Origin of the sequence: Mesorhizobium sp. NFR06 (assembly GCF_900115245.1) — a bacterium.
Lineage (GTDB): Bacteria > Pseudomonadota > Alphaproteobacteria > Rhizobiales > Rhizobiaceae > Mesorhizobium.
Genome location: NZ_FOVT01000015.1, coordinates 73,799 through 98,759, shown reverse-complemented (window position 1 = coordinate 98,759; position 24,961 = coordinate 73,799). Strand labels below are relative to the sequence as shown.

Annotated in this window: 22 protein-coding genes; 18 read left to right on the top strand and 4 right to left on the bottom strand. The window is 63.8% G+C overall.

Annotated features, from left to right (window positions below):
• Positions 1 to 156: 156 nt before the first annotated feature.
• Together F3H96_RS23545 and F3H96_RS23540 are read right to left on the bottom strand one after the other, a co-directional pair.
• Positions 157 to 1,152 (bottom strand): ABC transporter substrate-binding protein, encoded by a 996-nt coding sequence (locus F3H96_RS23545; RefSeq protein WP_149804086.1) that lies wholly within the window; start codon positions 1,150 to 1,152, stop codon positions 157 to 159.
• A gap of 345 nt (positions 1,153 to 1,497) precedes the next feature.
• The gene (locus tag F3H96_RS23540; RefSeq protein WP_149804085.1) at positions 1,498 to 3,003 is read right to left on the bottom strand and encodes an altronate dehydratase family protein; all 1,506 of its coding nucleotides are present in this window, start codon (positions 3,001 to 3,003) and stop codon (positions 1,498 to 1,500) included.
• Between the two features lie 254 nt (positions 3,004 to 3,257).
• On the opposite strand from F3H96_RS23540, the gene F3H96_RS23535 reads away from it, so the two are divergent.
• The 6 genes from F3H96_RS23535 (at position 3,258) to gndA (ending at position 9,094) form a co-directional block, all read left to right on the top strand.
• Entirely contained in the window at positions 3,258 to 4,160 is a 903-nt protein-coding gene (locus F3H96_RS23535; RefSeq protein WP_149804084.1) for a GntR family transcriptional regulator, read from the top strand.
• 176 nt (positions 4,161 to 4,336) lie between these two features.
• Positions 4,337 to 4,684, top strand: coding sequence for a hypothetical protein (locus tag F3H96_RS23530; RefSeq protein ID WP_149804083.1), 348 nt, complete (start codon positions 4,337 to 4,339; stop codon positions 4,682 to 4,684).
• A gap of 90 nt (positions 4,685 to 4,774) precedes the next feature.
• Positions 4,775 to 5,320, top strand: coding sequence for a copper chaperone PCu(A)C (locus F3H96_RS23525; protein WP_149804082.1), 546 nt, complete (start codon positions 4,775 to 4,777; stop codon positions 5,318 to 5,320).
• 30 nt (positions 5,321 to 5,350) lie between these two features.
• Complete coding sequence (locus F3H96_RS23520; protein ID WP_149804081.1) at positions 5,351 to 5,869, top strand: YcnI family protein; 519 nt, start codon at positions 5,351 to 5,353, stop codon at positions 5,867 to 5,869.
• A 137-nt stretch (positions 5,870 to 6,006) separates the two neighbouring features.
• Positions 6,007 to 7,563, top strand: coding sequence for a copper resistance CopC/CopD family protein (locus tag F3H96_RS23515; protein WP_244620131.1), 1,557 nt, complete (start codon positions 6,007 to 6,009; stop codon positions 7,561 to 7,563).
• A gap of 7 nt (positions 7,564 to 7,570) precedes the next feature.
• Entirely contained in the window at positions 7,571 to 9,094 is a 1,524-nt protein-coding gene (gndA, locus tag F3H96_RS23510) for an NADP-dependent phosphogluconate dehydrogenase (protein WP_280177789.1), read from the top strand.
• Positions 9,095 to 9,250: 156 nt separating this feature from the next.
• On the opposite strand, the gene F3H96_RS23505 is transcribed toward gndA, so the two are convergent.
• Entirely contained in the window at positions 9,251 to 10,294 is a 1,044-nt protein-coding gene (locus F3H96_RS23505; protein WP_149804078.1) for a LacI family transcriptional regulator, read from the bottom strand.
• Positions 10,295 to 10,676: 382 nt separating this feature from the next.
• Between F3H96_RS23505 and F3H96_RS23500 the strand changes: the two genes are divergently transcribed.
• The 8 genes from F3H96_RS23500 to F3H96_RS23465 all read left to right on the top strand — a co-directional run bounded on the left by F3H96_RS23500 (position 10,677) and on the right by F3H96_RS23465 (position 18,624).
• A complete protein-coding gene (locus F3H96_RS23500) occupies positions 10,677 to 11,915 on the top strand; it encodes an ABC transporter substrate-binding protein (protein ID WP_149804077.1) in 1,239 nt (412 codons plus the stop codon).
• An 80-nt stretch (positions 11,916 to 11,995) separates the two neighbouring features.
• The gene (locus F3H96_RS23495) at positions 11,996 to 12,889 is read left to right on the top strand and encodes a sugar ABC transporter permease (protein ID WP_149804076.1); all 894 of its coding nucleotides are present in this window, start codon (positions 11,996 to 11,998) and stop codon (positions 12,887 to 12,889) included.
• Positions 12,882 to 13,814: a carbohydrate ABC transporter permease gene (locus F3H96_RS23490; RefSeq protein ID WP_149804075.1), complete on the top strand. Its 933-nt coding sequence runs from the start codon at positions 12,882 to 12,884 to the stop codon at positions 13,812 to 13,814. The genes F3H96_RS23495 and F3H96_RS23490 overlap by 8 nt, the downstream gene beginning before the upstream one ends.
• A 2-nt stretch (positions 13,815 to 13,816) precedes the next feature.
• Positions 13,817 to 14,923 (top strand): sn-glycerol-3-phosphate ABC transporter ATP-binding protein UgpC, encoded by a 1,107-nt coding sequence (gene ugpC, locus F3H96_RS23485; protein WP_149804074.1) that lies wholly within the window; start codon positions 13,817 to 13,819, stop codon positions 14,921 to 14,923.
• 30 nt (positions 14,924 to 14,953) lie between these two features.
• On the top strand, positions 14,954 to 15,706 hold the full coding sequence (locus F3H96_RS23480; RefSeq protein ID WP_149804073.1) for a sugar phosphate isomerase/epimerase: 753 nt from the start codon (positions 14,954 to 14,956) through the stop codon (positions 15,704 to 15,706).
• 6 nt (positions 15,707 to 15,712) lie between these two features.
• Positions 15,713 to 16,855, top strand: coding sequence for a Gfo/Idh/MocA family oxidoreductase (locus tag F3H96_RS23475; protein ID WP_149804072.1), 1,143 nt, complete (start codon positions 15,713 to 15,715; stop codon positions 16,853 to 16,855).
• A gap of 170 nt (positions 16,856 to 17,025) precedes the next feature.
• A complete protein-coding gene (gene mgrA / locus F3H96_RS23470) occupies positions 17,026 to 18,072 on the top strand; it encodes an L-glyceraldehyde 3-phosphate reductase (RefSeq protein WP_149804071.1) in 1,047 nt (348 codons plus the stop codon).
• Between the two features lie 147 nt (positions 18,073 to 18,219).
• Entirely contained in the window at positions 18,220 to 18,624 is a 405-nt protein-coding gene (locus tag F3H96_RS23465; RefSeq protein WP_149804070.1) for a Fur family transcriptional regulator, read from the top strand.
• An 81-nt stretch (positions 18,625 to 18,705) separates the two neighbouring features.
• On the opposite strand, the gene polA is transcribed toward F3H96_RS23465, so the two are convergent.
• Complete coding sequence (polA, locus tag F3H96_RS23460) at positions 18,706 to 21,669, bottom strand: DNA polymerase I (protein ID WP_188131507.1); 2,964 nt, start codon at positions 21,667 to 21,669, stop codon at positions 18,706 to 18,708.
• Between the two features lie 483 nt (positions 21,670 to 22,152).
• On the opposite strand from polA, the gene F3H96_RS23455 reads away from it, so the two are divergent.
• From F3H96_RS23455 to F3H96_RS23440, 4 genes are all read left to right on the top strand, one after another.
• Positions 22,153 to 23,538 (top strand): M20/M25/M40 family metallo-hydrolase, encoded by a 1,386-nt coding sequence (locus F3H96_RS23455; RefSeq protein WP_149804068.1) that lies wholly within the window; start codon positions 22,153 to 22,155, stop codon positions 23,536 to 23,538.
• Between the two features lie 133 nt (positions 23,539 to 23,671).
• On the top strand, positions 23,672 to 24,292 hold the full coding sequence (locus F3H96_RS23450) for a ribonuclease D (RefSeq protein WP_149804067.1): 621 nt from the start codon (positions 23,672 to 23,674) through the stop codon (positions 24,290 to 24,292).
• A gap of 83 nt (positions 24,293 to 24,375) precedes the next feature.
• The gene (locus F3H96_RS23445) at positions 24,376 to 24,579 is read left to right on the top strand and encodes a hypothetical protein (protein WP_149804066.1); all 204 of its coding nucleotides are present in this window, start codon (positions 24,376 to 24,378) and stop codon (positions 24,577 to 24,579) included.
• A gap of 28 nt (positions 24,580 to 24,607) precedes the next feature.
• Positions 24,608 to 24,754: a hypothetical protein gene (locus F3H96_RS23440; RefSeq protein WP_149804065.1), complete on the top strand. Its 147-nt coding sequence runs from the start codon at positions 24,608 to 24,610 to the stop codon at positions 24,752 to 24,754.
• Positions 24,755 to 24,961 lie beyond the last annotated feature (207 nt).

The window sequence follows — 24,961 nt, the reverse complement described above, 5'->3', positions numbered from 1 at the left end:
ACAATCCTCCCAGATTGGTCTCAACCGTTGGGTCCGCGCCGATGCGTCTTGATCGCGCACCTTGAAGACAAGCTAACGCAAGGCGTCGAATTTCCAAACCGCCGCGGCGGATGTTTCCGGGGCGCCAGGGCCCCGGAAACGACTGTGGTGAAGATCTCAGTTGAGCTTCGGGTTGAGCAGCGCGTCGATCTTCGGATCCTTCATGTTGTCCTTGGTGACCAGGTTGGCACCGGTGTCGACATTGGCCTCGACCTTTTCGCCCTTCGAGGCGGCGAGCGCGGTCTTGATGCCGTCATAGCCCATGCGGTACGGGTCCTGGACGACGAGGCCGGAGATGACGCCGTCATTGAGGAACTTGATCAGCTTCTCGTCGCTGTCGAAGCCGATCAGGCCGACCTTGCCGGCAAGATTATTCTCGGCGATCGCCTGGCCGACGCCTTGCGCCATGATCAGGTTGGAGGCGAAGATGCCCTTGAGGTCCGGATTGGCGGTGATCAGGTCGGTCGCGATGTTGAGACCGGTGGTGGCCTGACCGTCGGCGTATTTGTCGGCAACGAGCTGGAGACCCGGATACTTGGCCTTGAGCTGTTCCTTGAAGCCCTGGGCGCGCTGCTCGAGCGAGCCGGCGCCCGGGAGCGCGGTGATCAGGGCAACCTTGCCCTCGACCTTGCCGCCATTGGCGGCGCCGATCGCGGCGGCCAGACCGTCAGCCGCGACACGACCGCCCTGGACGTTGTCGGTGGTGAGGAAGGAGGTGAAGGCCTTCGAGTCGGCGCCGGAGTCGATGCCGATGACCTTGACCTTGGATGCGGCCTCGTCGATCGGCTTGCCGAGCGCCTTGGCCTCGGTCGGCGCGATGACGACGGCGGCCGGATTGCCGGCGACGGCGTTTTCGAGGATCGAGATCTGGCCGTTGACGTCGGTCTCGGCCTGCGCGCCCAGTTCCGGCACGTTGACGCCGAGATCCTTGCCCGCCTTGCGGGCGCCGGCCAGAACGATCTGCCAGTAGAAGGAGGTGGTGTCCTTGACGATGATCGGAATGGTCACGTCGGCCGCCGAGGCGGGTGCGGAATGCAGCGCGCCGGCGAGCATCGATGCGGCGGCCAAGGCCACGAAGGCGCGGCGGTTGAGAAGGCTGGTCACGAATTTCATTAGGTTCCTCCCTAAGATCGCCTGGTGAAGGTTACGGAAGCTCCATCTGGACAGGCGTGGGCCAAACAGAACTTTATCAATAAAAAACAGATGCCGTTTTTTGATAGTGCATCAGCGTGGTCGATGCAAGCGGTGTCTGGTGCCGTTTACGTGATGCCGTACGAGGTTTGCTCGGCTCCTCCCTCCCTGGCAGCACATGGGCTGCTTCCGTTCCTCCTTATCGACATGGAACAATAATTCCACTGTTCTGTCAATATGGAATATTCATTCCCTCGTGAAGCGGGATGGCTGCGAAAGGTCGGTTCCTTGCCGTCGGCAGCGCTTCGGCTGCATCGTGGCCTGGGACTAAAGCGTCGCGCCGAGATGCCAGGGCACGAATTCGTTGTCGCCGTAGCCGAACGCCTCGCTCTTGGTCTTGCGGCCGGACGCCGTCTCGATGATCAACTCGAAGATCTCGCGGCCCATGCCGGCAATGGTCTTCTCGCCCGAGGCGATGACGCCGCAATTGACGTCCATGTCCTCTTCCATCTGGTGATACATGGTCGAATTGGTGGCTACCTTGATCGAAGGCGTCGGCCGGCAGCCAAAGCACGAACCGCGGCCGGTGGTGAAGACGATGACGTTGGCGCCGCCGGCGACCTGGCCGGTGGCCGAGACCGGGTCGTAGCCGGGCGTGTCCATGAATACCAGGCCGCTGCCTGAGACCTTCTCGGCATAGCCGAAGACGCCGTTGAGCGGCGTCTGGCCGCCCTTGGCGACGGCGCCGAGCGATTTCTCGAGGATCGTGGTCAGGCCGCCGCGCTTGTTGCCGGGCGAGGGGTTGTTGTCGATCGAGGCGCCGTGCTTGGCGGTATGATCCTCCCACCACTTCACATAGCCGTCGAGCTTGGCGGCGATCTCGGGCGAGGCCGCGCGATAGGCAAGCAGATGCTCGGCGCCGTAGATCTCGGTGGTCTCCGACAGGATGCCGATGCCGCCGCAGCCGGCCAGGATGTCGACGGCCGCGCCCAACGCCGGATTGGCGGTGATGCCGGACATGCCGTCCGAGCCGCCGCATTGCAGGCCGACGACGATCTCGCTGACCGGGATCGGCTCACGCTGCAATTGGCCGACCTCCTCGGCGATCTCGGCCAGCACGCCCATCGCTCGCTCGACGGATTTGCGCGAGCCGCCGGCTTCCTGGATGTTGAAATGCCGTTTTCCCGCGGCGACGCCCTTCTGGCCGTAAAGCGTGAGCTGGTTGACCTCGCAGCCCAGGCCGACCATCAGCACGCCACCGAAATTCGGATGGCGCGCGTAGCCGGCGAGCGTGCGGTGCAGAACCATCATGCCGTCGCCGGTGGCGCTCATGCCGCAGCCCTGGCCGTGCACGATCGGCACGAAACCGTCGATGCCTGGATATTTCGGCAGGAGCGTGCGGTTGGCCTCGCCGGCAATGGCATGGCACACGGTCGACGAGCAATTGACGCTGGCGATGATGCCGATGAAGTTGCGGGTGCCGGCGCGGCCGTCGGCGCGGCGATAGCCCATGAAGGTGCGCTTGCGGTCGGCTTCGCTGGCGTGCACGGCCTCGCTCGGCGGCACCACCGGCAGGCGGCCGCTCTCGAAGACCAGATTGTGCGAGTGGACGTGCTCGCCGGGCGCGATGGCTTGAGTGGCGCGGCCGATCGCCTGCGCGTATTTCACCACCGCTTCGCCCGCCGCGATCGGCCTGATCGCCACTTTGTGTCCAGGTTCGATCACCGCCACCGCGACAGCGCCGGCCGGCAAGGCTGCGCCGATCTCGATACGGCCATTGGCGACGGCGACATTGTCGGCGGGGGAAAGGAGGATGGTGTTTGCAGCGTTCACGGGCGGCTGTCCTGGGTGATCCTGGGAGGGCGAGCGGATTGACTTGCGCCCGTTTAAAGGTAATGTCTTTTATCGTGAAAAAACATTTTTGCGTCAATTGTTTTTTCGCGTGGGCAATGTTCGTCGGTCGACGCGCGCGATTGCCCTTTTGGCAAGCCGGCGAAAGGCGTTCTGCTTTTCGGAGGCTTGCGCTACGGAACACCGATCATATCGCGCTTCCGGCGGGCCGCCGCAAGCGTTGGGGGATACGGGGCATGTCGAAGAGCAACAATGTCTACAAGGACGCCTTCAACCGCTGCCTCAGGCTGCTCGACGAATCCCGAAGCCTGCCATCGGAGCCTGAGCTCGGGATGCTGCTCGGCGTCAGCCGCACCACGGTGCGCAGCATCCTTTCGCGCATGGAAGAGACCGGGCTGATCGCCTGGAACAAGCGCAACAAGACGGTACTGCGGGCGCCGCGGTCGGAGGATTTCTTCCCCGAGGAGGAAACCGACTCGCTGGCCGAGATTATCGAGCGTTCCTTCATGCGCCGGTTGCTTGCCGAGGGCGCCGAGGCCGGCATGCAGATCAACGAGCTGGAGCTGGCGCGGGAAATCGGCGTCGGCACCACCAGCGTACGCGAGTTCCTGATCCGTTTCTCGCGCTTCGGTCTGATCGAGAAGCGGCGCAACAGCCACTGGGTGCTGAAGGGTTTTACCCGCGCCTTCGCGCTGGAACTGACCGAGATCCGCGAAATGTTCGAGCTGCGTTCGGCCGCAGCCTTCGCCGCGCTGCCGCAGGATAGCGCGGTGTGGGTCGACCTCGACCGGCTGGAGGTCGAGCACCGCCGGCTCGCCAACGAAATCGCCACGCGCTTCAATGAATTCTCCGAACTCGACGAGCGCTTCCACCGGCTGATCCACCGCGCCTCGCACAACCGTTTCATCGTCGATTTCTATGATGTGATCGCGATGATCTTCCACTACCACTATCAATGGAACAAGGCGCAGGAGCGCCAGCGCAACGAGGTCGCGGTCCAGGAGCATCTCGCCTATATCGCGGCGCTGAAATCGCGCGATCCCGCCAAGGTCGACATCGCCTGCCGCAAGCACCTGAAGTCGGCGCGCCAAACGCTGTTGAGCTCCATTCCCGAAGGACGGCAGGCGCAGCTCGCCTGACAAGCGCATTTGCAGGGCCCATTTGCAGGGGACATTTGGTAGGCGCATCTGACGGACGTATCGCGCCGCGTTGCCGCAGCGCGGTTTTGCCGATTTTCCGGCCGCATCGTCCGTGTTACGGTCGCGGCGTTTCTGGGAGAAGCTTTGGGTTGGATATCCGGCTGAGACGATGGAGCATGCCGGCCGCGTTCGTCGCGGCGCTGCTTCTATTGCTTCCGTCCTCTCTCGGTGCGTTCGCCTTCGGCTCGCCTTCGCAACTCGACGCCTTCGGCAACGTCATCTGCACGCATGAAGGGGTTGTGAAGCTCCCCGGCGGCGATCCACACCAGCAGCATTTGCCGGCTTGCTGCTCGCTCGGCTGCAACATGGTTTCGCCGGCGCATCTGCCGCCGCCGGCTGCCGGCGCGCTCACTAGAAGCCAGGCCCTTGAGGCCGTCGCCTTCCAGTTCCCGGCCTTCCGGCATCAAGACTTCGCCCGCGACCGTTCTCCCGCGAATCCGCGCGCGCCGCCGGCAATGGCCTGACCCGCGGAAACTTTTCGCGGCCGCATTCATCCAAAGATCAGACCGATCGCGGCCGCAGAGCGGCGCGGTCCTCATATTCATGGAGCAATCATGTCCAATCTTCCTCCAAGAGCGCGGGCCCATGCCCTTCGCGGCGCGCCGCCGCTCGGCCTGCAACGTCTTGGCTCCCCCCTGTTCGTTCTTCTTCTCCTGCTTGCCTGCATTCCTGCCGCCCTCGCGCATGAATTCAAGGTCGGCGATATCGAGATCGAACATCCCTGGTCACGGGCGACGCCGCCCGGCGCCAAGGTGGCCGGCGGCTACTTCACCGTGATCAACAAGGGCGGCACGCCGGACCGGCTGCTGTCGATCTCGTCGGATATCTCGGACAAGGCCGAACTGCATGAGATGGGCGTCAAGGACGGCGTCATGACCATGCGGCCGGTCAGCGGCGGGCTGGAGATCCCGGCCGGCGGCAAGGTCGCGCTGAAGCCGGGCGCGTATCACCTGATGTTCACCGGCCTGAAGCGGCAGCCGAAGCAGGGCGAGAAATTCCCCGCGACGCTGACCTTCGAGAAGGCGGGCAGCGTCAAAGTCGAGTTCCTCGTCGAAGGCATGGGCGAGACCGGCGACATGGACATGGATCACGCCGAATAATCCGCCAATTCGAAATCAGAGGGACAATCCATGAAGACGTATCTTTTGGCGGCCGGCGCGCTTTGCGCGCTCGGGACCAGCGCTGCGCTCGCCCACATCACGCTCGAGACGCAGGAAGCGGCTGTCGGCTCCACCTACAAGGCGGTACTTCGCGTGCCGCATGGTTGCGAAGGCAAGGCAACCACCGCCTTGCGCGTGCAGATCCCCGAAGGCGTCATTGCGGTGAAGCCGATGCCGAAGCCCGGCTGGACGCTGCAGACCAAGAAGGGCAAGTACGAGAAATCCTACCAGCTCTATGGCGAGACGCTGACCACTGGCGTGAAGGAAGTGGATTGGAGCGGCGGCAGCCTGCCCGACGAATTCTACGACGAGTTCGTGTTCCGCGCTTCGCTGGCGGCCGACCTGCCAGCCGGCCAGACCCTGTATTTCCCGGTGGTGCAGGAATGCGGCGACGCCGCCGATCGCTGGATCGAGATCCCGGCGGCGGGCCAGGACGAAGACGCCTTGGAAACTCCAGCGCCAGGCATCAAATTGCTGCCGAAGAAATGATCCTTTGGTGGCGCGCTCGCCGAGGGCGCGCCACCTCCTCGCACAAGAACGGAATGAACGCAGTATCCTTCCCAGCGACGGTTCGCCTGCGCGGCGCTCGCATCCGGCCTCTCATGAGGAGCCTGGTCGCCGCGTTCATGGTGCTTGCGGTACTGGCCGTGCCCTGCCGCGCTTTCGCGCATGCGGCGCTGGTCGCGACCGACCCCGCCGACGGCGCGGTGCTGTCGCAAAGTCCGGCGCGATTTTCGCTCACCTTCAGCGAGCCTGTCTCACCACTGGTCCTGACGCTCGTGCGGCCCGACGGCTCGCAGCTTGCGCTGACATCCTTCCGCCTCGAGGACCAGACGCTCGAGATCGACAATCCCGAAACGCTCAAATCCGGCACGCATGTGCTGAGCTGGCGGGTCGTGTCGGTCGACGGTCATCCGGTCGGCGGTTCGGCGCTGTTTTCCATAGGCGCGCCAAGTGCCGCGCCGATCGCCGGCGAAGCTGTCGACTGGACGCTGCGTACGGCCATCTGGGCAGCCAGGCTGTTTCTCTATGTCGGCTTCTTTCTCGGCGTTGGCGGTGCCTTCGCGCTCGCCTGGCTGGCCGAGAACCGGCGCTGCGGCCAACGCTTTGTTGCCGCGGCGCTGCTTTTCGGCCTCGTCGGGGCGCCGCTGTCGCTCGGCCTGCAGGGGTTGGACGGGCTTGGCGCGCCGCTCGCCCGGTTTGCGTCGCCGACGGTGTGGAAGACCGCGCTGGAGACGAGCTTCGTCTGGACGGTGCTGGTCGGGTTGATCGCGCTTGGTCTTGCCCTGTTGTCGCTTGCCGGGCCATCGGGTCTTCGCAAGCCGGCGGCAAGCGCTGCACTACTCGGTGTCGGCGCCGCCCTTGCCGCGAGTGGTCATGCCAGCGCCGCCGAACCGCAATGGCTGACGCGGCCGCTGGTATTTCTGCACGGCACGGCAATCGCCTTCTGGGGCGGCGCGCTGGCGCCGCTCGGCCTTGCGTTGCGGTGGTGGCCGGCCGAAGCTCGCGCGTTCCTCAGCCGGTTTTCGCGCGCGATCCTGCCCGTCGTCGCCGTGCTTGCCGCGAGCGGCATCGTGCTGGCAATCATCCAGGTGCAGGCACCGGCAGCGCTGGTCCACACGGCCTATGGCCGCCTGCTGCTGCTCAAGCTGGCTCTGCTGCTCTTCCTGTTCACCCTTGCCGCGGTCAACCGCTCGACGCTGACGGCGCCCGCCGAAGCCGGCGACACCGAGGTGCAGCGTCGGCTGGCGCGCTCCATTCGCATCGAGACCGTGATCGTGCTCGCCATCTTCAGCGTCGCCGCCGGCTGGCGCTTCACCCCGCCACCGCGTGCGCTGGCAATCGCCGCCGCGCAGCCGGTATCGATCCACATCCACACGGTGAAGGCGATGGCCGATCTCAGCATCACGCCTGGGCATGCCGGCGAGGTTGCCGCTTCAATGGTGATCATGAGCGGCGACTTTGGACCGCTCGACGCCAAGGGGGTGACGCTGGTGCTGTCCAAGCCGGATTCCGGCATCGAGCCGATCAAGCGGCCGGCGACGAAACCCGGCGACGGCACCTGGCGTGTCGACAATCTCGTCATTCCGCTGCCCGGCCGCTGGAACGCCCGGCTCGACATCCTCGTTTCGGACTTCGAGATGGTAAAGATCGAGGCGCCGATCGACATTCGCGGCGAGTGATATTCAGGTGAGGCCGGCCTGCGAGGCGGTTGACGTCGCCGCCAAGGCCCGTCATTCATCTTGCAAACAGCGGCCACAACAAGCATCCAAAAGCAGGGAAGAAACGATGGAAAAAGCCGAAATCGGCCTGATCGGCCTTGGCACGATGGGCTCCAACCTGGCGCTCAACATCGCCGAGCACGGGCACCGCATCGCCGTCTTCAACCGCACGCCGGCGCGCACCGACGCCTTTGTCGAGAGCGCGGGTCCGCTGAAGGACATGGTCGTTCCCTGCTACAGCCTGGAGGAACTCGCCGCGGCGATCCGGCCGCCACGGCCGATCATCATCATGGTGCTTGCAGGCAAGCCGGTCGACGAGCAGATCGCGGCATTGCGGGGTGTGCTCTCAGACAACGACATCGTCATCGATGCCGGCAACGCCAATTTCCGCGACACGATGCGGCGCTTCTCCGAGCTCTCGGGCTCGGGGCTGACCTTCATCGGCATGGGAGTGTCCGGCGGCGAGGAGGGTGCGCGCCACGGGCCTTCGATCATGGTCGGCGGCACCGAAGAGTCATGGAAACGCGTCGAAAGCGTGCTGACCGCGATCTCCGCCAAGTTCAAGGACGAACCGTGTGCGGCCTGGCTCGGCACCGACGGCGCCGGGCATTTCGTGAAAACCATCCACAACGGCATTGAATATGCCGACATGCAGATGATCGCCGAGATCTACGGCATCCTGCGCGACGGTCTCGGCATGGCGCCGAAGGAGATCGGCGCCGTATTCGAAAACTGGAACAAGGGGCGGCTCAACTCCTACCTGATCGAGATCACCGCCAAGGTTCTGGCCGCCGACGATGCCAAGACCGGCAAGCCGGTGGTCGACATCATCCTCGATCGCGCCGGACAGAAGGGCACCGGCAAATGGTCGGTCATCGAAGCGCAACAGCTCGGCATTCCGGCGACGGCCATCGAGGCGGCGGTCGCGGCGCGCGTTCTGTCCTCGATCAAGGACGAGCGGCAGGCGGCGGAAAAGGCCTATGGCAATATCGGTGTCACTAAGATCACCGGCGACAAGGGCACGCTGCTGAAGGATCTCGAACTGGCGCTGTTTGCAGGCAAGATCGCCGCCTATGCTCAGGGGTTCGCGGTGATGAGCGGTGCCTCCAAGGAATTCAGCTGGAACCTGCCGATGCCGACCATCGCCAAGATCTGGCGCGCCGGCTGCATCATCCGCTCGCAGATGCTGGACACGATGGCCGAGGCTTTCGGCTCAGGCAGCGCTTCCACCAACCTTTTGATGGCGCCAGCCTTCATCGCCATGATGAAGGAGGCGCATCAGTCGCTCAGGCGCATCGTGGCGCGGGCCTCCGAAGCCGGCTCGCCGGTGCCGGCGCTAGCCTCGGCGCTCGCCTATTTCGACAGCTACAGGCAGGGCCGCGGCACGTCGAACCTGATCCAGGCGCAGCGCGACTTCTTCGGCGCGCATGGTTTCGAGCGCATCGGCGAGCAGGGCGCGTTCCATGGGCCGTGGGGCAGCGGGGCTGCCTAGGCTTGGCAGCCGCTGGGTACGCGGCGCTTCTCCCGTCGTCGTCCACGGGCGGAGCAAGGAGCGAAGCGACGCGGCGTAGACCCGAGGATGACGAAGCTGAGGGGCTTCGGCCAATCTCCGGGATCGACAACAATCTTTTTCTCGGGAAACCAGAGGCTAACCCCGATAGGGCAGAACCTCGCTCGGGGTGCTGAGCGACTGCAACGATCCTGGATCGGCGCCGCCGATCCAGCCGAGCACCGCGCGGGCAAGCTCGGAACCGGCGAGCCTAAAATTCTCGTTGACGACCAGCAGTTCCCGCCGGAACAGATGCAGCAGTTCCGAGGACTGCTTCGAGACCACGTCGACGTCGCGGCCGAGCTTCAGCCCGGCGTCCTCGATGCCGGCGACGACGGCGAGCGTCGCGGCGGCGGCGCTGCTGACGAAGCCGTCGGGCCGGTCCTTGCGCCGCATCAGCTGTGCGGTCCGCATCCTGATCTGGTCGATCGACTGATCGATGGAGACGGTGTTGAACGGCACCTCGCTGGCGCCCACCTCGCTCAGCGCATCGGCAAAGCCGTTCACCGTATGGCCGTAATAGGTGAGGCCAACCGGCGGGGTGACAAGCGCCAGCCGGCTGCGGCTCCTGCCGGCGAGATAGCGGACGGCTTCGCCGGCAAAGGCGTAATTGTCGAAGTCGTGATAGGGATGCACCAGTCCCATATCGGTGCGGCCGTGCGTGGCAAAGGGGATGCCGCGCTCCAGCATGTAACGCGCCCGCGGATCGTTGGGCTGGGTGCGCGAGATGATGACCCCATCCGCCGAGCCCGTCTCCACCAGGTAGCGCACCGGATCGAGCGGATCTTGCGAGCGCGAATAGGGCGTGACGATCAGGTGGTAGGGCGTGTCGGCGATCACTTCGGTGACGCCGTAGATGATGTCCGAAACGAAGCTCATGATCTCGTGCTCGGTGTTGAGCACCAGGCTGATGACATTGGTCTTGCCCGTCCTCAGCCTGACGCCGGCGCGGTTCGGACGGTAGCCGATCTGCTTGGCCACAAGCTGGACGCGGCGCCTGGTCTCGGCGCCGATTTCGGGCGCATCCTTGAGCGCGCGCGAGACGGTCGTGACGCCGAGCCCGGTCATGAAGGCGAGCGTCTTCAGCGTCGGCCTTTCCTTGGCCGACGTCTCGTCGTCCTTCTTCGTTACCCGTCTATCCATTCGTCCCGCCCCTCAGGCGCATAGCAGCCGCGCGGCTGGCCCGCAATTGCGATGTCGACATTTGCGCGGCCCAAAGCATGCGGCACGGTGCAATATACTGAAACGTTACAGATTGCCAATCTTCGTGATTGGGCGGTGAGGTCGCGACGGTCGCATTCCGGGATGGCGATGGGCCGAAAGTCGCTGGAATCACAAAGAAATATCGGCTCACGCCCGATCTCGCCACCAATCGACGGTTCCACTGGCAGTATTGCCGCTTCGAAACAAGGATTTTGTTCGTGCCCCGAAAAAATATCAATCGGCGTTGCGGCCAGGGGTTGCCTATGCCGGTCATTTGCCGTATCGAAAATCTGTAACGTTTCAGATTCTGGGAGGAACCGAAATGCGATACAAATACCTGACTGCCGCGTTTGCCGCGACGGTCGCGCTGAATTTCGCCGGACCGGCGGCTGCGACCGACCTGGAAGTCACACACTGGTGGACTTCCGGCGGCGAGGCGGCGGCGGTGGCCGAGCTTGCCAAAGCCTTCGACGCGACAGGCAATCACTGGGTCGACGGCGCCATCGCCGGTTCCGGCGGCACGGCGCGGCCGATCATGATCAGCCGCATCACCGGCGGCGATCCGATGGGCGCCACCCAGTTCAACCACGGCCGTCAGGCGGAGGAACTGGTGCAGGCCGGGCTGATGCGCGACCTCACCGATATCGCCACCAAGGACAAGTGGACGGAGGTGGTGCGGCCGAAGAGCCTGCTCGACTCGTGCACTATCGACGGCAAGATTTATTGCGTGCCGGTCAATATCCATTCCTGGCAGTGGCTGTGGCTGTCCAACGAGGCCTTCCAGAAGGCCGGCCTGCCGGTGCCGAAGGACTGGAATGAATTCGTGGCGGACGCGCCGGCGCTGGAAAAGGCCGGCATCATCCCGCTCGCGGTCGGCGGACAGCCTTGGCAGGCTTCCGGCGCCTTCGACGTGCTGATGGCCGCGATCGGCGGCACCGACACCTTCCTCAAGGTTTACAAGGACAAGGACGCCACCTTCGCGGCCGGTCCGGAGATCGCCAAGGTATTCAAGGCAGCGGACGATGCCCGCAAGATGGCCAAGAACACCAATGTGCAGGACTGGAACCAGGCGACCAATCTGGTCATCACCGGCAAGGCCGCCGGGCAGATCATGGGCGACTGGGCGCAAGGCGAGTTCCAGGTCGCCGGCAAGACTGCCGGCAAGGACTATACCTGCCTGCCTGGCCTTGGCCTGAACGAGGTCATCGCCACGGGCGGCGATGCCTTCTATTTCCCGCTGCTCAAGGACGAGGAAAAGGCCAAGGCGCAGGTGGTGCTCGCCGAGACCTTGCTTGATCCCAAAACCCAGGTCGCCTTCAATCTCAAGAAGGGTTCCCTGCCGGTGCGCGGCGACGTCGACCTCAACACGGCGAACGACTGCATGAAGAAGGGTCTCGCCATCCTCGCCAAGGGCGCGGTCATGCCGTGGACGGACCAACTGCTTTCGCAGGACACCCAGAAGCAGAAGGAAGACCTGTTCTCCGAATTCTTCGCCAAGCCCGACATGAGCCTCGAAGAGGCGCAAAAGCGCTTCGCCGGGATCATCGGCTCGGCGGACTGACAACCGGCGCCCCCGCCGGCTCCCGGCCCCAGCACATCGGGGGTCGGGGGCTCGATGTCCTCATTGCCCGGCCGGTCTAGATGAGCAGCAGCCAACGCCCGAACCAGCTATTCCGCAACCTCAACGCCAAAGTCGCATCGATCCCGATGATCCTGACCGCGCTGGTGGTTTTCGTCGGCGGCACGGCGTGGACGGTGCTCTATTCCTTCACCAATTCGAAGCTGTTGCCGCGGCTGACCTTCGTCGGGCTCGACCAGTATCACCGGCTGTGGGCGACGCCGCGCTGGCTGGTCTCGATCGAGAACCTTTTGATCTACGGCGTGATCTCGCTGGTGTTCTCGCTGGTCATCGGCTTCATCCTAGCGGCACTACTCGACCAGAAGATCCGTTTCGAGGACACGTTCCGCACCATCTTCCTCTATCCGTTCGCGCTCTCTTTCATCGTCACCGGGCTGGTCTGGCAATGGCTGCTCAATCCGGATTTCGGCATTCAGCGCGTGGTGCGCGACCTCGGCTGGACGAGCTTCAGCTTCGATCCTCTCTACAATTCGAGCATCGTCATCTACGGCATTTCGATCGCAGCGCTGTGGCAAGGCACGGGGCTGGTCATGTGCCTGATGCTCGCCGGGCTGCGCGGCATCGACGAAGACATCTGGAAGGCGGCGCGGGTCGACGGCATCCCTATGTGGAAGACCTACCTGTTCATCGTCATCCCGATGATGCGGCCGGTTTTCATCACCACGCTGGTGATCATCGCCGCCGGCATCGTCAAGGTCTATGACCTGGTCGTGGCGCAGACCAGCGGCGGTCCCGGCATCGCCTCCGAAGTGCCGGCGAAATATGTCTACGACTACATGTTTTTCGCCCAGAATCTGGGCCAGGGTTTCGCCGCTTCGACCATGATGCTGCTGTCGGTGGTGATCGTCATCGTGCCGTGGGCCTATCTCGAATTCGGAGGCCGCAAGCGTGGTTGACATCGCCTCCCTGTCCACCAGCCCGGAAGCGCTGCGGCGCGACGGAGCCGGCCCGAGCGGCCCGAAGCCGCGGCATGTGCTGTCGCGCCGCAACATCTTTCTCTACGGCACGCTTGTCGTGGTGGCGCTGTATTATCTGTTGCCGCTCTACGTGATGATCGTCACGTCGTTGAAGGGCATGCCGGAAATCCGCCTCGGCAACATCTTCTCGCCGCCGATGGAGATAACTTTCGAGCCGTGGGTGAAAGCCTGGGCGACCGCTTGCACCGGGCTCAATTGCGACGGGCTCTCGCGCGGCTTCTGGAATTCGGTGCGCATCACCGTGCCGTCGGTGATCCTGTCGATCGCCATCGCCTCGGTGAACGGCTATGCCCTGGCCAACTGGCGCTTCAAGGGCGCCGACAGCTTCTTCATCATACTGATTGTCGGCGCCTTCATCCCTTATCAGGTGATGATCTATCCGATCGTCATCATCCTGCGCGAAATCGGCATCTACGGCACGCTGACGGGACTGGTGATCGTTCACTCGATCTTCGGCATGCCGATCCTGACGCTGCTCTTCCGCAATTATTTCACCTCGATGCCGGAGGAGCTGTTCCGCGCCGCGCGCGTCGACGGCGCCGGCTTCTGGGGCATCTATCTGCGCATCATGCTGCCGATGTCGCTGCCGATCTTCGTCGTCGCCATCATCCTGCAGGTGACCGGCATCTGGAACGATTTCCTGTTCGGCGTCGTCTACACGCGCCCCGACACCTATCCGATGACGGTGCAGCTCAACAACATCGTCAACTCCGTCCAGGGCGTGAAGGAATACAACGTCAACATGGCTGCAACCATTCTCACCGGCCTCGTTCCGCTCATCGTCTACTTCATTTCCGGCAAGCTCTTCGTGCGCGGCATCGCCGCCGGCGCGGTGAAAGGATGACGATGGCAGCTGAAATCGCCAATCCCAGCGTTTCAATCCAGGATCTGTCGCTGAATTTCGGCGCCGTCTCGGTGTTGCAGACGCTCAATCTCGACGTCGCCGAAGGCGAGTTCATTGTCCTGCTCGGACCATCCGGCTGCGGCAAGTCGACCTTGCTGAATTGCATCGCCGGCCTGCTCGACATTTCGGAGGGCCGCATCTTCATCAAGGGCAAGAACGTCACCTGGGAAGAGCCGAAGGATCGCGGCATCGGCATGGTGTTCCAGTCCTATGCGCTCTATCCGCAGATGACGGTGGAGAGGAACCTTTCCTTCGGCCTGCGCGTCGCCGGCCTGCCCAAAGGCGAGATCGCCAAACGCATCGCGCGCGCGGCCGAGATCCTGCAGATCGAGCCTCTGTTGCAGAGGAAGCCGTCGGCGCTGTCCGGCGGTCAGCGCCAGCGCGTGGCGATCGGACGCGCGCTGGTGCGCGACGTCGACGTCTTCCTGTTCGACGAGCCGCTTTCCAACCTCGACGCCAAGCTGCGAGCGGAGCTGCGCGTCGAGATCAAGCTGCTGCACCGCAAGCTGCAGAACACGATGATCTACGTCACCCACGACCAGATCGAGGCGATGACGCTGGCCGATCGCATCGCGGTGATGAAGGGCGGCGTGATCCAGCAGCTCGATGCGCCGCAGACGATCTACAACCGCCCCGTCAACCGCTTCGTCGCCGGCTTCCTCGGCTCGCCGGCAATGAATTTCCTCAAGGGGCAGTTGGAAGCGGGCGATGCTCCCATGTTCAAGGCCGACGGTGTGTCGGTGCCGCTTGGCCGCTATCAGTTCGAAGGCGACAACGGGCATACAGCCAAGCCCTGCGTGTTCGGCATCAGGCCCGAGCACATCGCTTTCGGCGAAGCCGCCAGTTCCATGCCCTTCACCGCTGAGTCGACGGTCGAGATCGTCGATCCGATGGGTTCCGACACGCTGGTGTGGACGAAGCTCGGCGGCCAGATCCTCTCCTTCCGCGTCGAAGCGGACAAGACGCTGCGCAACGGCGATGCGATTCGTATCGGCTTGGATCCGGCGCGCGCCTCGCTGTTCGATGATCAAACCGGAAACCGCCTTTAACTCCCAGGACCAACCGAACGGACAGGACAGATGAACTGGTCATTCCAACTCTACAGCGCCCGCAATTTCCAGCCATGGGACGGCGTGGTGAAAATGCTCGGCGAACTCGGCTACACCCAGGTCGAAGGCTTTGGCGGCGTCTATGACGACCCGAAAGCGTTCCGCGCCGAGCTCGACAAGAACGGGCTTGCCATGCCGACCGGGCATTTCTCGATCGATGCGCTTGAAAACGATTTCGATGGCGTGCGCAAAATCGCCGACGCGCTCGGCATCAAGCTCTTGATCTGCCCTTATCTTGTCGCGGAAGCGCGGCCGTCCAACGCCGCCGGCTGGCGCGGCTTTGGCGAGCGCCTGGCCAAGGTCGGCGAGACCGCGGGGAAGGCCGGCTATGGCTTTGCCTGGCATAACCATGACTTCGAATTCAAGGCGCTTGCCGACGGCTCGCTGCCGCAGGACCACATCCTGACTGCCGCACCTGATATCGGCTGGGAAATGGACGTCGCCTGGGTGGTGCGCGGCGGTGCCGATCCGTTGCCCTGGATCGAAAAGCACGGCAAGCGCATCAGCGCCGTCCACGTCAAGGACATGGCGAAGCCGGGCGAGGGGCTGGATGAGGACGGCTGGTCCGATGTCGGCCACGGCACGATCGACTGGGTGGGTCTGTTCAAGACTTTGCGCGCCAAGAGCGCGGCGCAGTATTTCATCATGGAGCAGGACAACCCCAACGACATCGAGCGCTACGCCCGACGCTCGATCGCGGCGGCCAAGAGCTGGCAGGAGTAATAGAAAATGGCAAACAAGCTTGGCGTCGGCGTCATCGGCTGCGGCAACATCTCGAAGGCATATTTCTCGTTGGCGCCGCTGTTTCGGGGCATCAAGATGCGCGCCTGCGCGGACATCAACATCGATGCCGCGAAAGCACGGGCAAAGGAGTTCAAACTCCGCGCCGAGACGGTCGAGGAGCTGCTCAAGGACGACGAGATCGATATCGTCGTCAATCTCACGGTTCCGGCGGTGCACTATGAAGTCTCGAAGGCGGTGCTCGAGGCGGGCAAGCATGTCTATTCGGAAAAGCCGTTCGTGCTGTCGATCGAGGAAGGGCTCGACCTGAAGAAGCGGGCCGAGAAGAAAGGGCTGCGCATCGGCTCGGCGCCGGACACCTTCCTCGGCGGGGCGCACCAGCTGGTGCGCGATCTGATCGACAGCGGCAAGCTCGGCAAGATCACCAGCGGCACTTGCCATGTGATGGGCCACGGCATGGAGCACTGGCATCCCAATCCCGATTTCTTCTTCCAGCCGGGCGCCGGTCCGGTGCTCGACATCGGGCCTTACTACGTCACCAACCTGATCCAGCTGATCGGTCCGGTCAGCCGGGTGGCTGCGTTCGCAACGATGCCGGCCAAGGAGCGGACGATCTCGTCCAAACCGCGCGCGGGCGAAAAAATACCGGTCAACACGCCAACCACCATCCATGCGTTGCTGGAATTCGCCAACGGCGCGGTGATCACGCTCAACACGAGTTGGGACGTCTGGAGCCATGGCCACGCGCCGATGGAACTCTACGGCGAATTGGGCACCGTCTTCGTGCCGGATCCGAATTTCTTCGGCGGCGAGGTACGCTTCACCGACAGCGCCAAACCAGTGAAGAAGCTGCCGAAATGGAACCATCCCTTCGGCGTGCCGAACGAGATGCATGGCCAGGGGATGATGGCGAACTACCGTACAGCCGGGCTTGCCGACATGGCGATCGCCATCGCCGAAGGGCGACCGCATCGCTGCTCGATGGAACTGGCGTTGCATGCGGTCGACGTCATGACCGGCATCCTGCGCTCCGGCGAAAGCGGCAAATATGTCGCCATGCAGACGACCTGCGAGCGGCCGGCCGCGCTCGGCGTCAAGGACGCCAAGGCGCTGCTGGCCAAGAAAAACTAGGTGGCAACCCCCTCTCCCCGTTTCGGCGGGGAGAGGGTAAGGATGAGGGGCAAGCATCGATTCAATTTCACACGAGAGCAGAGCATGATGTCGACCGAAAACCGCTCCACACTTTTCGGCATCATGCTCTAGCGGCAATGGCCGCGCCGCTCCGGTCCCAAGGATTTCCCATGCCCTATGTCGCCGCCGAGAACCGCTACGAGAAGATGATCTATAACCGCTGCGGGCGGTCCGGCCTGAAGCTGCCGGCGATCTCGCTTGGGCTGTGGCACAATTTCGGCAACGACACGCCGCACAGGACCAAGCAGGCGATCGTGCGCAAGGCCTTCGACCTCGGCATCACCCATTTCGATCTCGCCAACAATTACGGCCCGCCGCCCGGCTCGGCCGAAACCGCCTTCGGCGAGATCCTGCGCACCGATTTCGCCGCCTATCGGGACGAGCTGATCATCTCGACCAAGGCCGGCTACGAGATGTGGGCCGGCCCTTACGGCGAATGGGGCAGCCGCAAATATGTGCTGGCCAGCCTCGACCAGAGCTTGAAGCGGATGGGTCTCGACTATGTCGACATCTTCTATTCGCATCGCTTCGATCCCGAGACGCCGCTGGAAGAGACGATGGGCGCGCTCGACCACGCCGTGCGCTCCGGCAAGGCGCTCTATGCCGGCATCTCGTCCTACAATTCGCAGCGCACGCGCGAGGCGGCCGACATCCTTAAGCGCCTCGGCACACCCTGCCTTATCCACCAGCCGAGCTATTCGATGCTCAACCGCTGGGTCGAGGAGGACGGGCTGCTCGACACGCTGGAGGGGCTGGGCATTGGCTCGATCGTGTTCTCGCCGCTGGCACAAGGCATGCTGACCGACAAATATCTCGGCGGCATCCCCGAAGGCAGCCGAGCCAGCCAGGGCAAGTCGCTGAGGCCGGCCTTCATCAACGACAAGTCGATCGCCAACATCAAGGCGCTCAACGCCATTGCCGGCCGCCGCGGTCAGACGCTGGCGCAGATGGCGCTGGCCTGGGTGCTGCGCAAGGGCCGGGTGACGACGGCGCTGATCGGCGCCAGCCGGCCGGAACAGATCGAGGATTGCGTCGGTGCGCTCAAGGCGCTCGATTTCAGCGATGCCGAGCTTGCCGAGATCGACAGCTACGCGCGCGAGTCCGACATCAACCTGTGGGCCGCCTCCGCCGAGCGCAAGGGACCGCCGCGCAAGTAGCCAACGATCTGTGGCCTGCCGCGTATCGCCGAGGGGCGATCGCTGTGGAAACAGTGGCAAAAACCTCCGTTCGTCGCTATCTCATGCGATAGATATCGTTCGCGTCAACAATCGCGACGCGAACGGCGCCACACCGGAACGGGATCGATGACGGCAAGGGATGCGCTGACTAAGAACCAGCTCTGCGTGCTCGAGAAGCTCGAGGCGTCCAGCGGGCCGCTCAGCGCCTATACGCTGCTCGACCAGTTGCGCGAGCGTGGCTTCCGCGCGCCGTTGCAAGTCTATCGCGCCCTCGACACGCTGGTGAAGTCCGGCTTCGTGCATCGGCTCGAAAGCCTCAACTCCTTTGTCGCCTGCGCCGAGCCGCACGACCACAGCCATTCCATGACGGCCTTCGCCATTTGCGACAACTGCGGCCAGGTGACCGAGATGTCCGACCACGATGTCGACCATCGGCTGGACGCCTGGGTGCGCTCGACGGGATTCGCCGCAAAGAAGGCGGTGATCGAGTTTCGGGGTGTATGCGCCAAGTGCCGGGCCGAGGCTGCGTAAAAATCTTCCTTCGTCATACTAGGGCGAAGCAGGAGCGAAGCTCCGTCGCGAAGACCCTAGCATGACGAACGAGGTGAGGCGCTAATGCGCCTCGTCCCAGTTGTTCGCCGCCCGCGCGTCGACATGCAGCGGCACCGACATCGAGACCGCCGGCATCGGCGCGTTTTCCATCACGCGGCGCACGACCGGGATCGTCGCCTCGACCTCGGCTTCAACCGTCTCGAAGATCAGTTCGTCATGCACCTGCAACAGCATGCGGGCCGACAGCTTTGCCTTGTCCAGCGCCTCTTCCATATGCACCATGGCGCGGCGGATGATGTCGGCGGCGGTGCCCTGCAGCCTGGCATTGATCGAGGCGCGCTCGTTGAAGGCGCGGACCGACGGGTTGGACGACCTTATCTCCGGATAGTGGATGCGGCGGCCGAAGATCGTCTCGACGAAGCCGTTCTCACGCGCGTAGGCCTTGGTTTCCTCGATATAGTCGCGAATGCCCGGAAAACGCTCGAAATAGCGCTTGATATAGGCGCCCGCCTCGTCGCGCGGGATCGACAGGTGATTGGCGAGGCCGAAGGCCGAGATGCCGTAGATGATGCCGAAATTGATCGCCTTGGCGCGCCGGCGCACCTCCGAAGGCATGCCTTCGACCGGCACGTTGAACATCTCCGACGCGGTGATGGCGTGGATGTCGGCGCCGTCGGCGAAGGCCTGCTTGAGCTGCGGGATCTCGGCGACATGGGCAAGCACGCGCAGCTCGATCTGGCTGTAGTCGGCCGAGACCAGCTTGTGGCCCTTTTCGGCGATGAAGGCGGTCCTGATCTTGCGGCCTTCGGCCGTGCGCACTGGGATGTTCTGCAAGTTGGGATCGGAGGACGACAGCCGTCCGGTCGTCGTCGCGGCCAGCGCGTAGGAGGTGTGCACGCGGTTGGTGCCAGGGTTGATGAAGCCGGGCAGCGCGTCGGTATAGGTCGATTTCAGCTTGGTGAGCTGGCGCCAGTCGACGATCTTGCGCGGCAGCTCATGGCCTTCCGCCGCAAGGTCCTCGAGCAGTTGCGCCGAGGTCGACCACTGCCCGGTCCTGGTCTTCGAACCACCGGGCAGGCCCATCTTGCCGAACAGGATGTCGCCGAGCTGTTTTGGGGAGCCGATGTTGATGCGCTCGCCGACGATCCCGTAAATCTCTTCCTCGACGCGGGCCGCCCCCTGCGCCAGTTCGCCCGACAGCCTCGACAGGATCTGGCGATCGACGGAGATGCCGCGCTGCTCCATGCGCGCAAGCACCGGCACCAGCGGCCGCTCCAGCCGTTCGTAGACGGAAACCAGGCCCTTGGCGGCAAGCCTGGGTTTCAGCAACTGCCATAGCCGCAGTGCCAGATCGGCCTGCTCGCCGGCATAGGCGGTCGCCCGCTCGATATCGACCTGGTCGAAGCCGAGAGCGTTCTTTCCGGAGCCGGCAAGCTCCTTTTTCGATGCTGGCGCGTGGCCGAGCCATTTCTCCGCCAGCGAGGCGAGGTCGTGGCCGCCGGAGGTGCCGGCGTCGAGCACGTAAGAGATCAACATCGTGTCGTCGAAGGGGCCCATCTCGATGCCGTGCCGGCTCATCACGACATTGTCGTATTTCATGTCCTGGACGATCTTCAGAACCGACCTGTCCTCGAGCAGCGGCTTCAGCAGCGCCAGCACCTCGCGGATGGGCACCTGGTGTTCCAGCACGCCGCCACCAAGCAGGTCGCCATTGCCGCTCTTGTGGGCGAGCGGCAGATAGACGGCGCGGCCCGGCGCGATCGCCATCGACAGGCCGATCAGGTCGGCCTGCATCGGATCGGACGAGGTGGTCTCGGCGTCGAAGGCAAGGATGCCGGCTTCGCGAGCCTCAGCGATCCAGGTCTTGAGCGCCGCTGCATCGCGGATCGCGGTATAGGCCGAGGGATCGATCTTGCGCGCCGTCGCCTGCTCGAGCCGCAGCGCCGAGAGCAGGGAAGGGGTGTCGCCCTGCGGCGGCGCGTCCTCGCCCCTGACCGGCGCAGCCGGCTTTGGGGCGCCGTTCAATGTCGCAGTCGTTCTCGGCGCGGGTGGCGCGCCGGCGCCGACGTCGGGGCCATGCGCGGTATCGGCGCGCTCGATGGTGACGGCGGTCGCCTGGACGTCGCCAATGTCGGTTCCGGTCGCTTCGGCGACGCGGCGGGTCAGCGTGGTGAACTCCATCGTTTTGAGGAAGCCGATCAGCTTGGGCCCGTCCGGGGCATGCAGGACAAGGTCGTCCAGCCCGTCTTTCAGCGGCACGTCGTTCTTCAAGGTCACCAGTTCGCGCGAGATACGCGCCTTGTCGGCGTTGGCGATGATGGTCTCGCGGCGCTTGTCCTGCTTGATCTCCGAGGCGCGCGCGAGCAGCCCATCGAGGTCGCCGAACTGCTCCAGAAGCTGGGCCGCGGTCTTCGGACCGATGCCGGGTACGCCCGGAACATTGTCGACCGAGTCGCCGGTGAGCGCCTGCATGTCGATCATCTTTTCCGGCGGCACGCCCCATTTCTCGATGACTTCGGGGATGCCGATCTGGCGGTCCTTCATGGGGTCGTACATGCCGACGGTCGGACCGACCAGCTGCATCAGGTCTTTATCGGAAGAGATGATGGTGGTGTCGGCGCCGGCTTCGCAAGCCAATCTGCAGTAGGTTGCGATGATATCGTCGGCTTCGAAACCCTCCGTCTCAATGCAGGGAACATTGAAAGCCGCGGTCGCCTGGCGGATCAGGCCGAATTGCGGGATGAGGTCCTCCGGAGGCGCGGAGCGGTTGGCCTTGTATTCGGGGTAGAGATCGCTGCGGAAGGTTTTCGAGGAATAGTCGAAGATGACGGCGAAATGCGTCGGCACAATGCCGACATCGGTGTTACGCGCGTCCTGCATCAGCTTCCACACCATGTTGCAGAAGCCGAGCACCGCACTGGTCGGCAGGCCGTCGGATTTGCGGTTGAGCGGCGGCAGCGCGTGATAGGCGCGGAAAATATAGCCGGAGCCGTCGACGAGGAAGAGGTGATCGCCTTTTTTCATGCCGGCAGGGATAGCGCGGCCAGCCTTCGCGGTCCATGCCAAAGGCTGAACAAACCGCCTGTTCCGGCAACACCCTGACAGAAGCCGAGCGGCGGATTCCGGCCGCTCACGGGCATGTTACAAAGTTGTAATTTTCGTGCCCTTGAATCGCCACGTTCGCGGTCCCAAATAGAACCTATCGGCAATTTTCGCCGAAGTCCGGAGTAAGGCCCGTCCCCCGCCTATCCCGGGCAACTGCGGCAGCCTATCCCCCCTCTCCGGGCTGCCGCAACGTTTCGAGTAAAGACCGCCGTGGTTCCCCCTCCACCACGGCGGTTCTTTTTTGCCTGCAGATCTGGCTTTGGGATGTATGTCGTCTTCCCAAAATGGCCAAACACTCCGGGCGGCATGCATCGGGCAGTATCCCGGCTTGGTCCAACGATCGCGGCTTTTCGTTTTCGGCGTTGCCCTTTAGGGTCTGCCCAAAAACCGAAAGGCAAAGGCATGTCCAGAATTTCCCCTGTCCTCGATCGCCTCGATCAGAATCTCGACCAGAGCCTGGAGCGGCTTTTCGGCCTGCTCGCCATCAAGTCGATCTCCACCGATCCCGCCTTCGCGGCCGACTGCCGCAAGGGAGCCGAATGGCTGGTCGCCGAGCTCAAGCTGATCGGCTTCGACGCCAGCATCCGCGACACGCCCGGACACCCGATGGTGGTTGCGCATCACGAGGGACCGGCAGACGCGCCGCATGTGCTGTTCTACGGCCATTACGACGTGCAGCCGGTCGATCCGATCGAGCTGTGGGAAGCCGACCCGTTCGCGCCGTCGATCAAGGAGATCGAGCCTGGCCGCAAGGTGATCGCCGGCCGCGGCTCGGCCGACGACAAGGGACAGTTGATGACCTTCGTCGAGGCATGCCGGGCTTGGAAGCAGGTGCATGGCAATCTGCCGTGCCGCGTCACCATCCTGTTCGAAGGCGAGGAGGAGTCAGGCTCGCCGTCGCTGAAACCTTTCCTGGAGGCGAACGCCGACGAGCTGAAGGCGGATTTCGCGCTGGTCTGCGATACCAGCATGTGGAACCGCGAGACGCCCTCGATCTGCGTGTCGCTGCGCGGCATGGTCGGCGAGGAGGTCACCGTCAAGGCGGCCAACCGCGACCTGCATTCGGGCGCCTATGGCGGTCCTGCCGCCAATCCGATCCGCATCCTGGCCAAGGTTCTCGCCGACATTCACGACAAGGACGGCCATGTCACCATTCCGGGCTTCTATGACGGGGTCGAGGAGACGCCCTCGCAGGTGCTGAAGTCGTGGGAGGGGCTGGGCGAGACCGCCGAGACCTTCCTCGGCCCGGTCGGGCTTTCCATTCCGGCCGGCGAAAAGGGGCGCTCGGTGCTCGAGCTCACCTGGGCGCGGCCAACCGCGGAATTCAACGGCATCATCGGCGGCTATACCGGCAAGGGTTTCAAGACGGTGATCGCGGCGCAAGCCTCGGCGAAAGTGTCGTTCCGGCTCGTCCACAAGCAGGATCCGAAGAAGATCCGCGCCGCCTTCCAGGCCTTCGTGCGCGAACGCATCCCCGGGGACTGCTCGGTCGAATTCCATCCGCATGGCGGCTCGCCAGCGATCCAGCTTTCCTACGATTCGCCATTCCTGGCCAAGGCAAAGGACGCGCTGTCCGACGAATGGGAAAACCAGGCGGTTACCACCGGCGGCGGCGGCTCCATTCCCGTGGTCGGCGATTTCCAGACCTATCTCGGCATGGAATCGCTCTTGGTTGGCTTCGGCCTCGACGACGACCGCATCCATTCGCCCAACGAGAAATACGAGCTTTCCTCCTTCCACAAAGGGCAGCGCTCCTGGGCGCGCATTCTCGATGCGCTGACCCGCTGAGGCAGCGGAAAGACAAGTTTTTGTTGCTTTTTCCGCCGATCGCGGCAAGGACGGAATACCAGCGAAACGCGCCGCGGCAAGCTCGCGCATCCCAGAGGACGCGCGGCGTTGCGGACGCGACCCGGAGAAGAGAATGACCGACATCCGTTTCCACAAGAACGATCTGCCGGACCTGTCCCGCTACAATGTCGAGTCAGTCGCCATCGACACTGAGACGCTGGGCTTGAACCCGCATCGCGACCGGCTCTGCGTGGTGCAGATTTCTCCGGGCGACGGCAGCGCCGACGTCATCCAGATTGCGCCCGGCCAGAAGAAGGCGCCGAACCTCGTCAGCCTGCTGCAGAACCGCGCGATCACCAAGCTGTTCCATTACGGCCGCTTCGACATCGCCGTGCTCTACAACGCCTTCGGGGTGATGGCGGAGCCGGTGTTCTGCACCAAGATCGCCTCGCGGCTCACCCGCACCTACACCGACCGCCACGGGCTGAAGGACCTCTGCAGCGAGCTGCTCGGCATCGGTCTGTCCAAGGCGCAGCAGTCCTCGGACTGGGCGGCGGAAACGCTCTCGCCCGAACAACTCGAATATGCCGCCTCCGACGTGCTTTACCTGCACCGGCTGCGCGAGGTGCTGGCGGCGCGGCTGGCGCGCGAGAACCGCAACAAGGAGGCCGACGCCTGCTTCCGCTTCCTGCCGACGCGCGCCAAGCTCGACCTGATGGGCTGGGCGGAGGAAGACATCTTCGCGCATAGCTGACGGAACCCGGCGCGTCGGAGGACGTTCTTGCCGATTCATGAAAGGGCCGGTTCATGGAAGGATCGGTTCATGGAGGCAGTGAGATGGCAGAGCGCAAACCGATAGCGAGCGCGCCCAAGGACGGCTCGAAGGTCTCGATTATGTGGAAGGATGGCGACGGCGTCGTCAATGAATCCATCGGTCAGTATCGCGACGGCGGCTGGTGGGTCTACACCGACAGCGACACGCAAAAGAAGGTCGATCCGACGAGCTGGCGTCCGGCATCCGATGATGACGACGACCGGTGAGCGATCGCTGAGGCAACGGGGGGACGCAATGAGGCAGAACACGCTCTATCTCATCATCGGAGCGCTGATCGTGGTCGTCGTCGCGCTCGGCATCTATATTTATCGCGAGCAGACCAGGCCGAAAGGCGTCGAGCTCAAGATCGACGACAAGGGCATTTCGATCCAGCAGAATTGAGCACAGTGGCCAGCCCGGACAGGCTGGGCGCCGTGGGGGGTAGACTGACATTGCGAGCCAATATGGCGCCGGGAGGATTCAGGCCGGAGATAACAGGGGTTGCGCGGGCTCGCCGTGGCCTTTGTGGTGATCTTCCATATCTGGCCGGCAGCGTCCTGCAGGGCAGTCGACCTGACTCCGAACGATATCGCGAGAACTTAGCCCAAA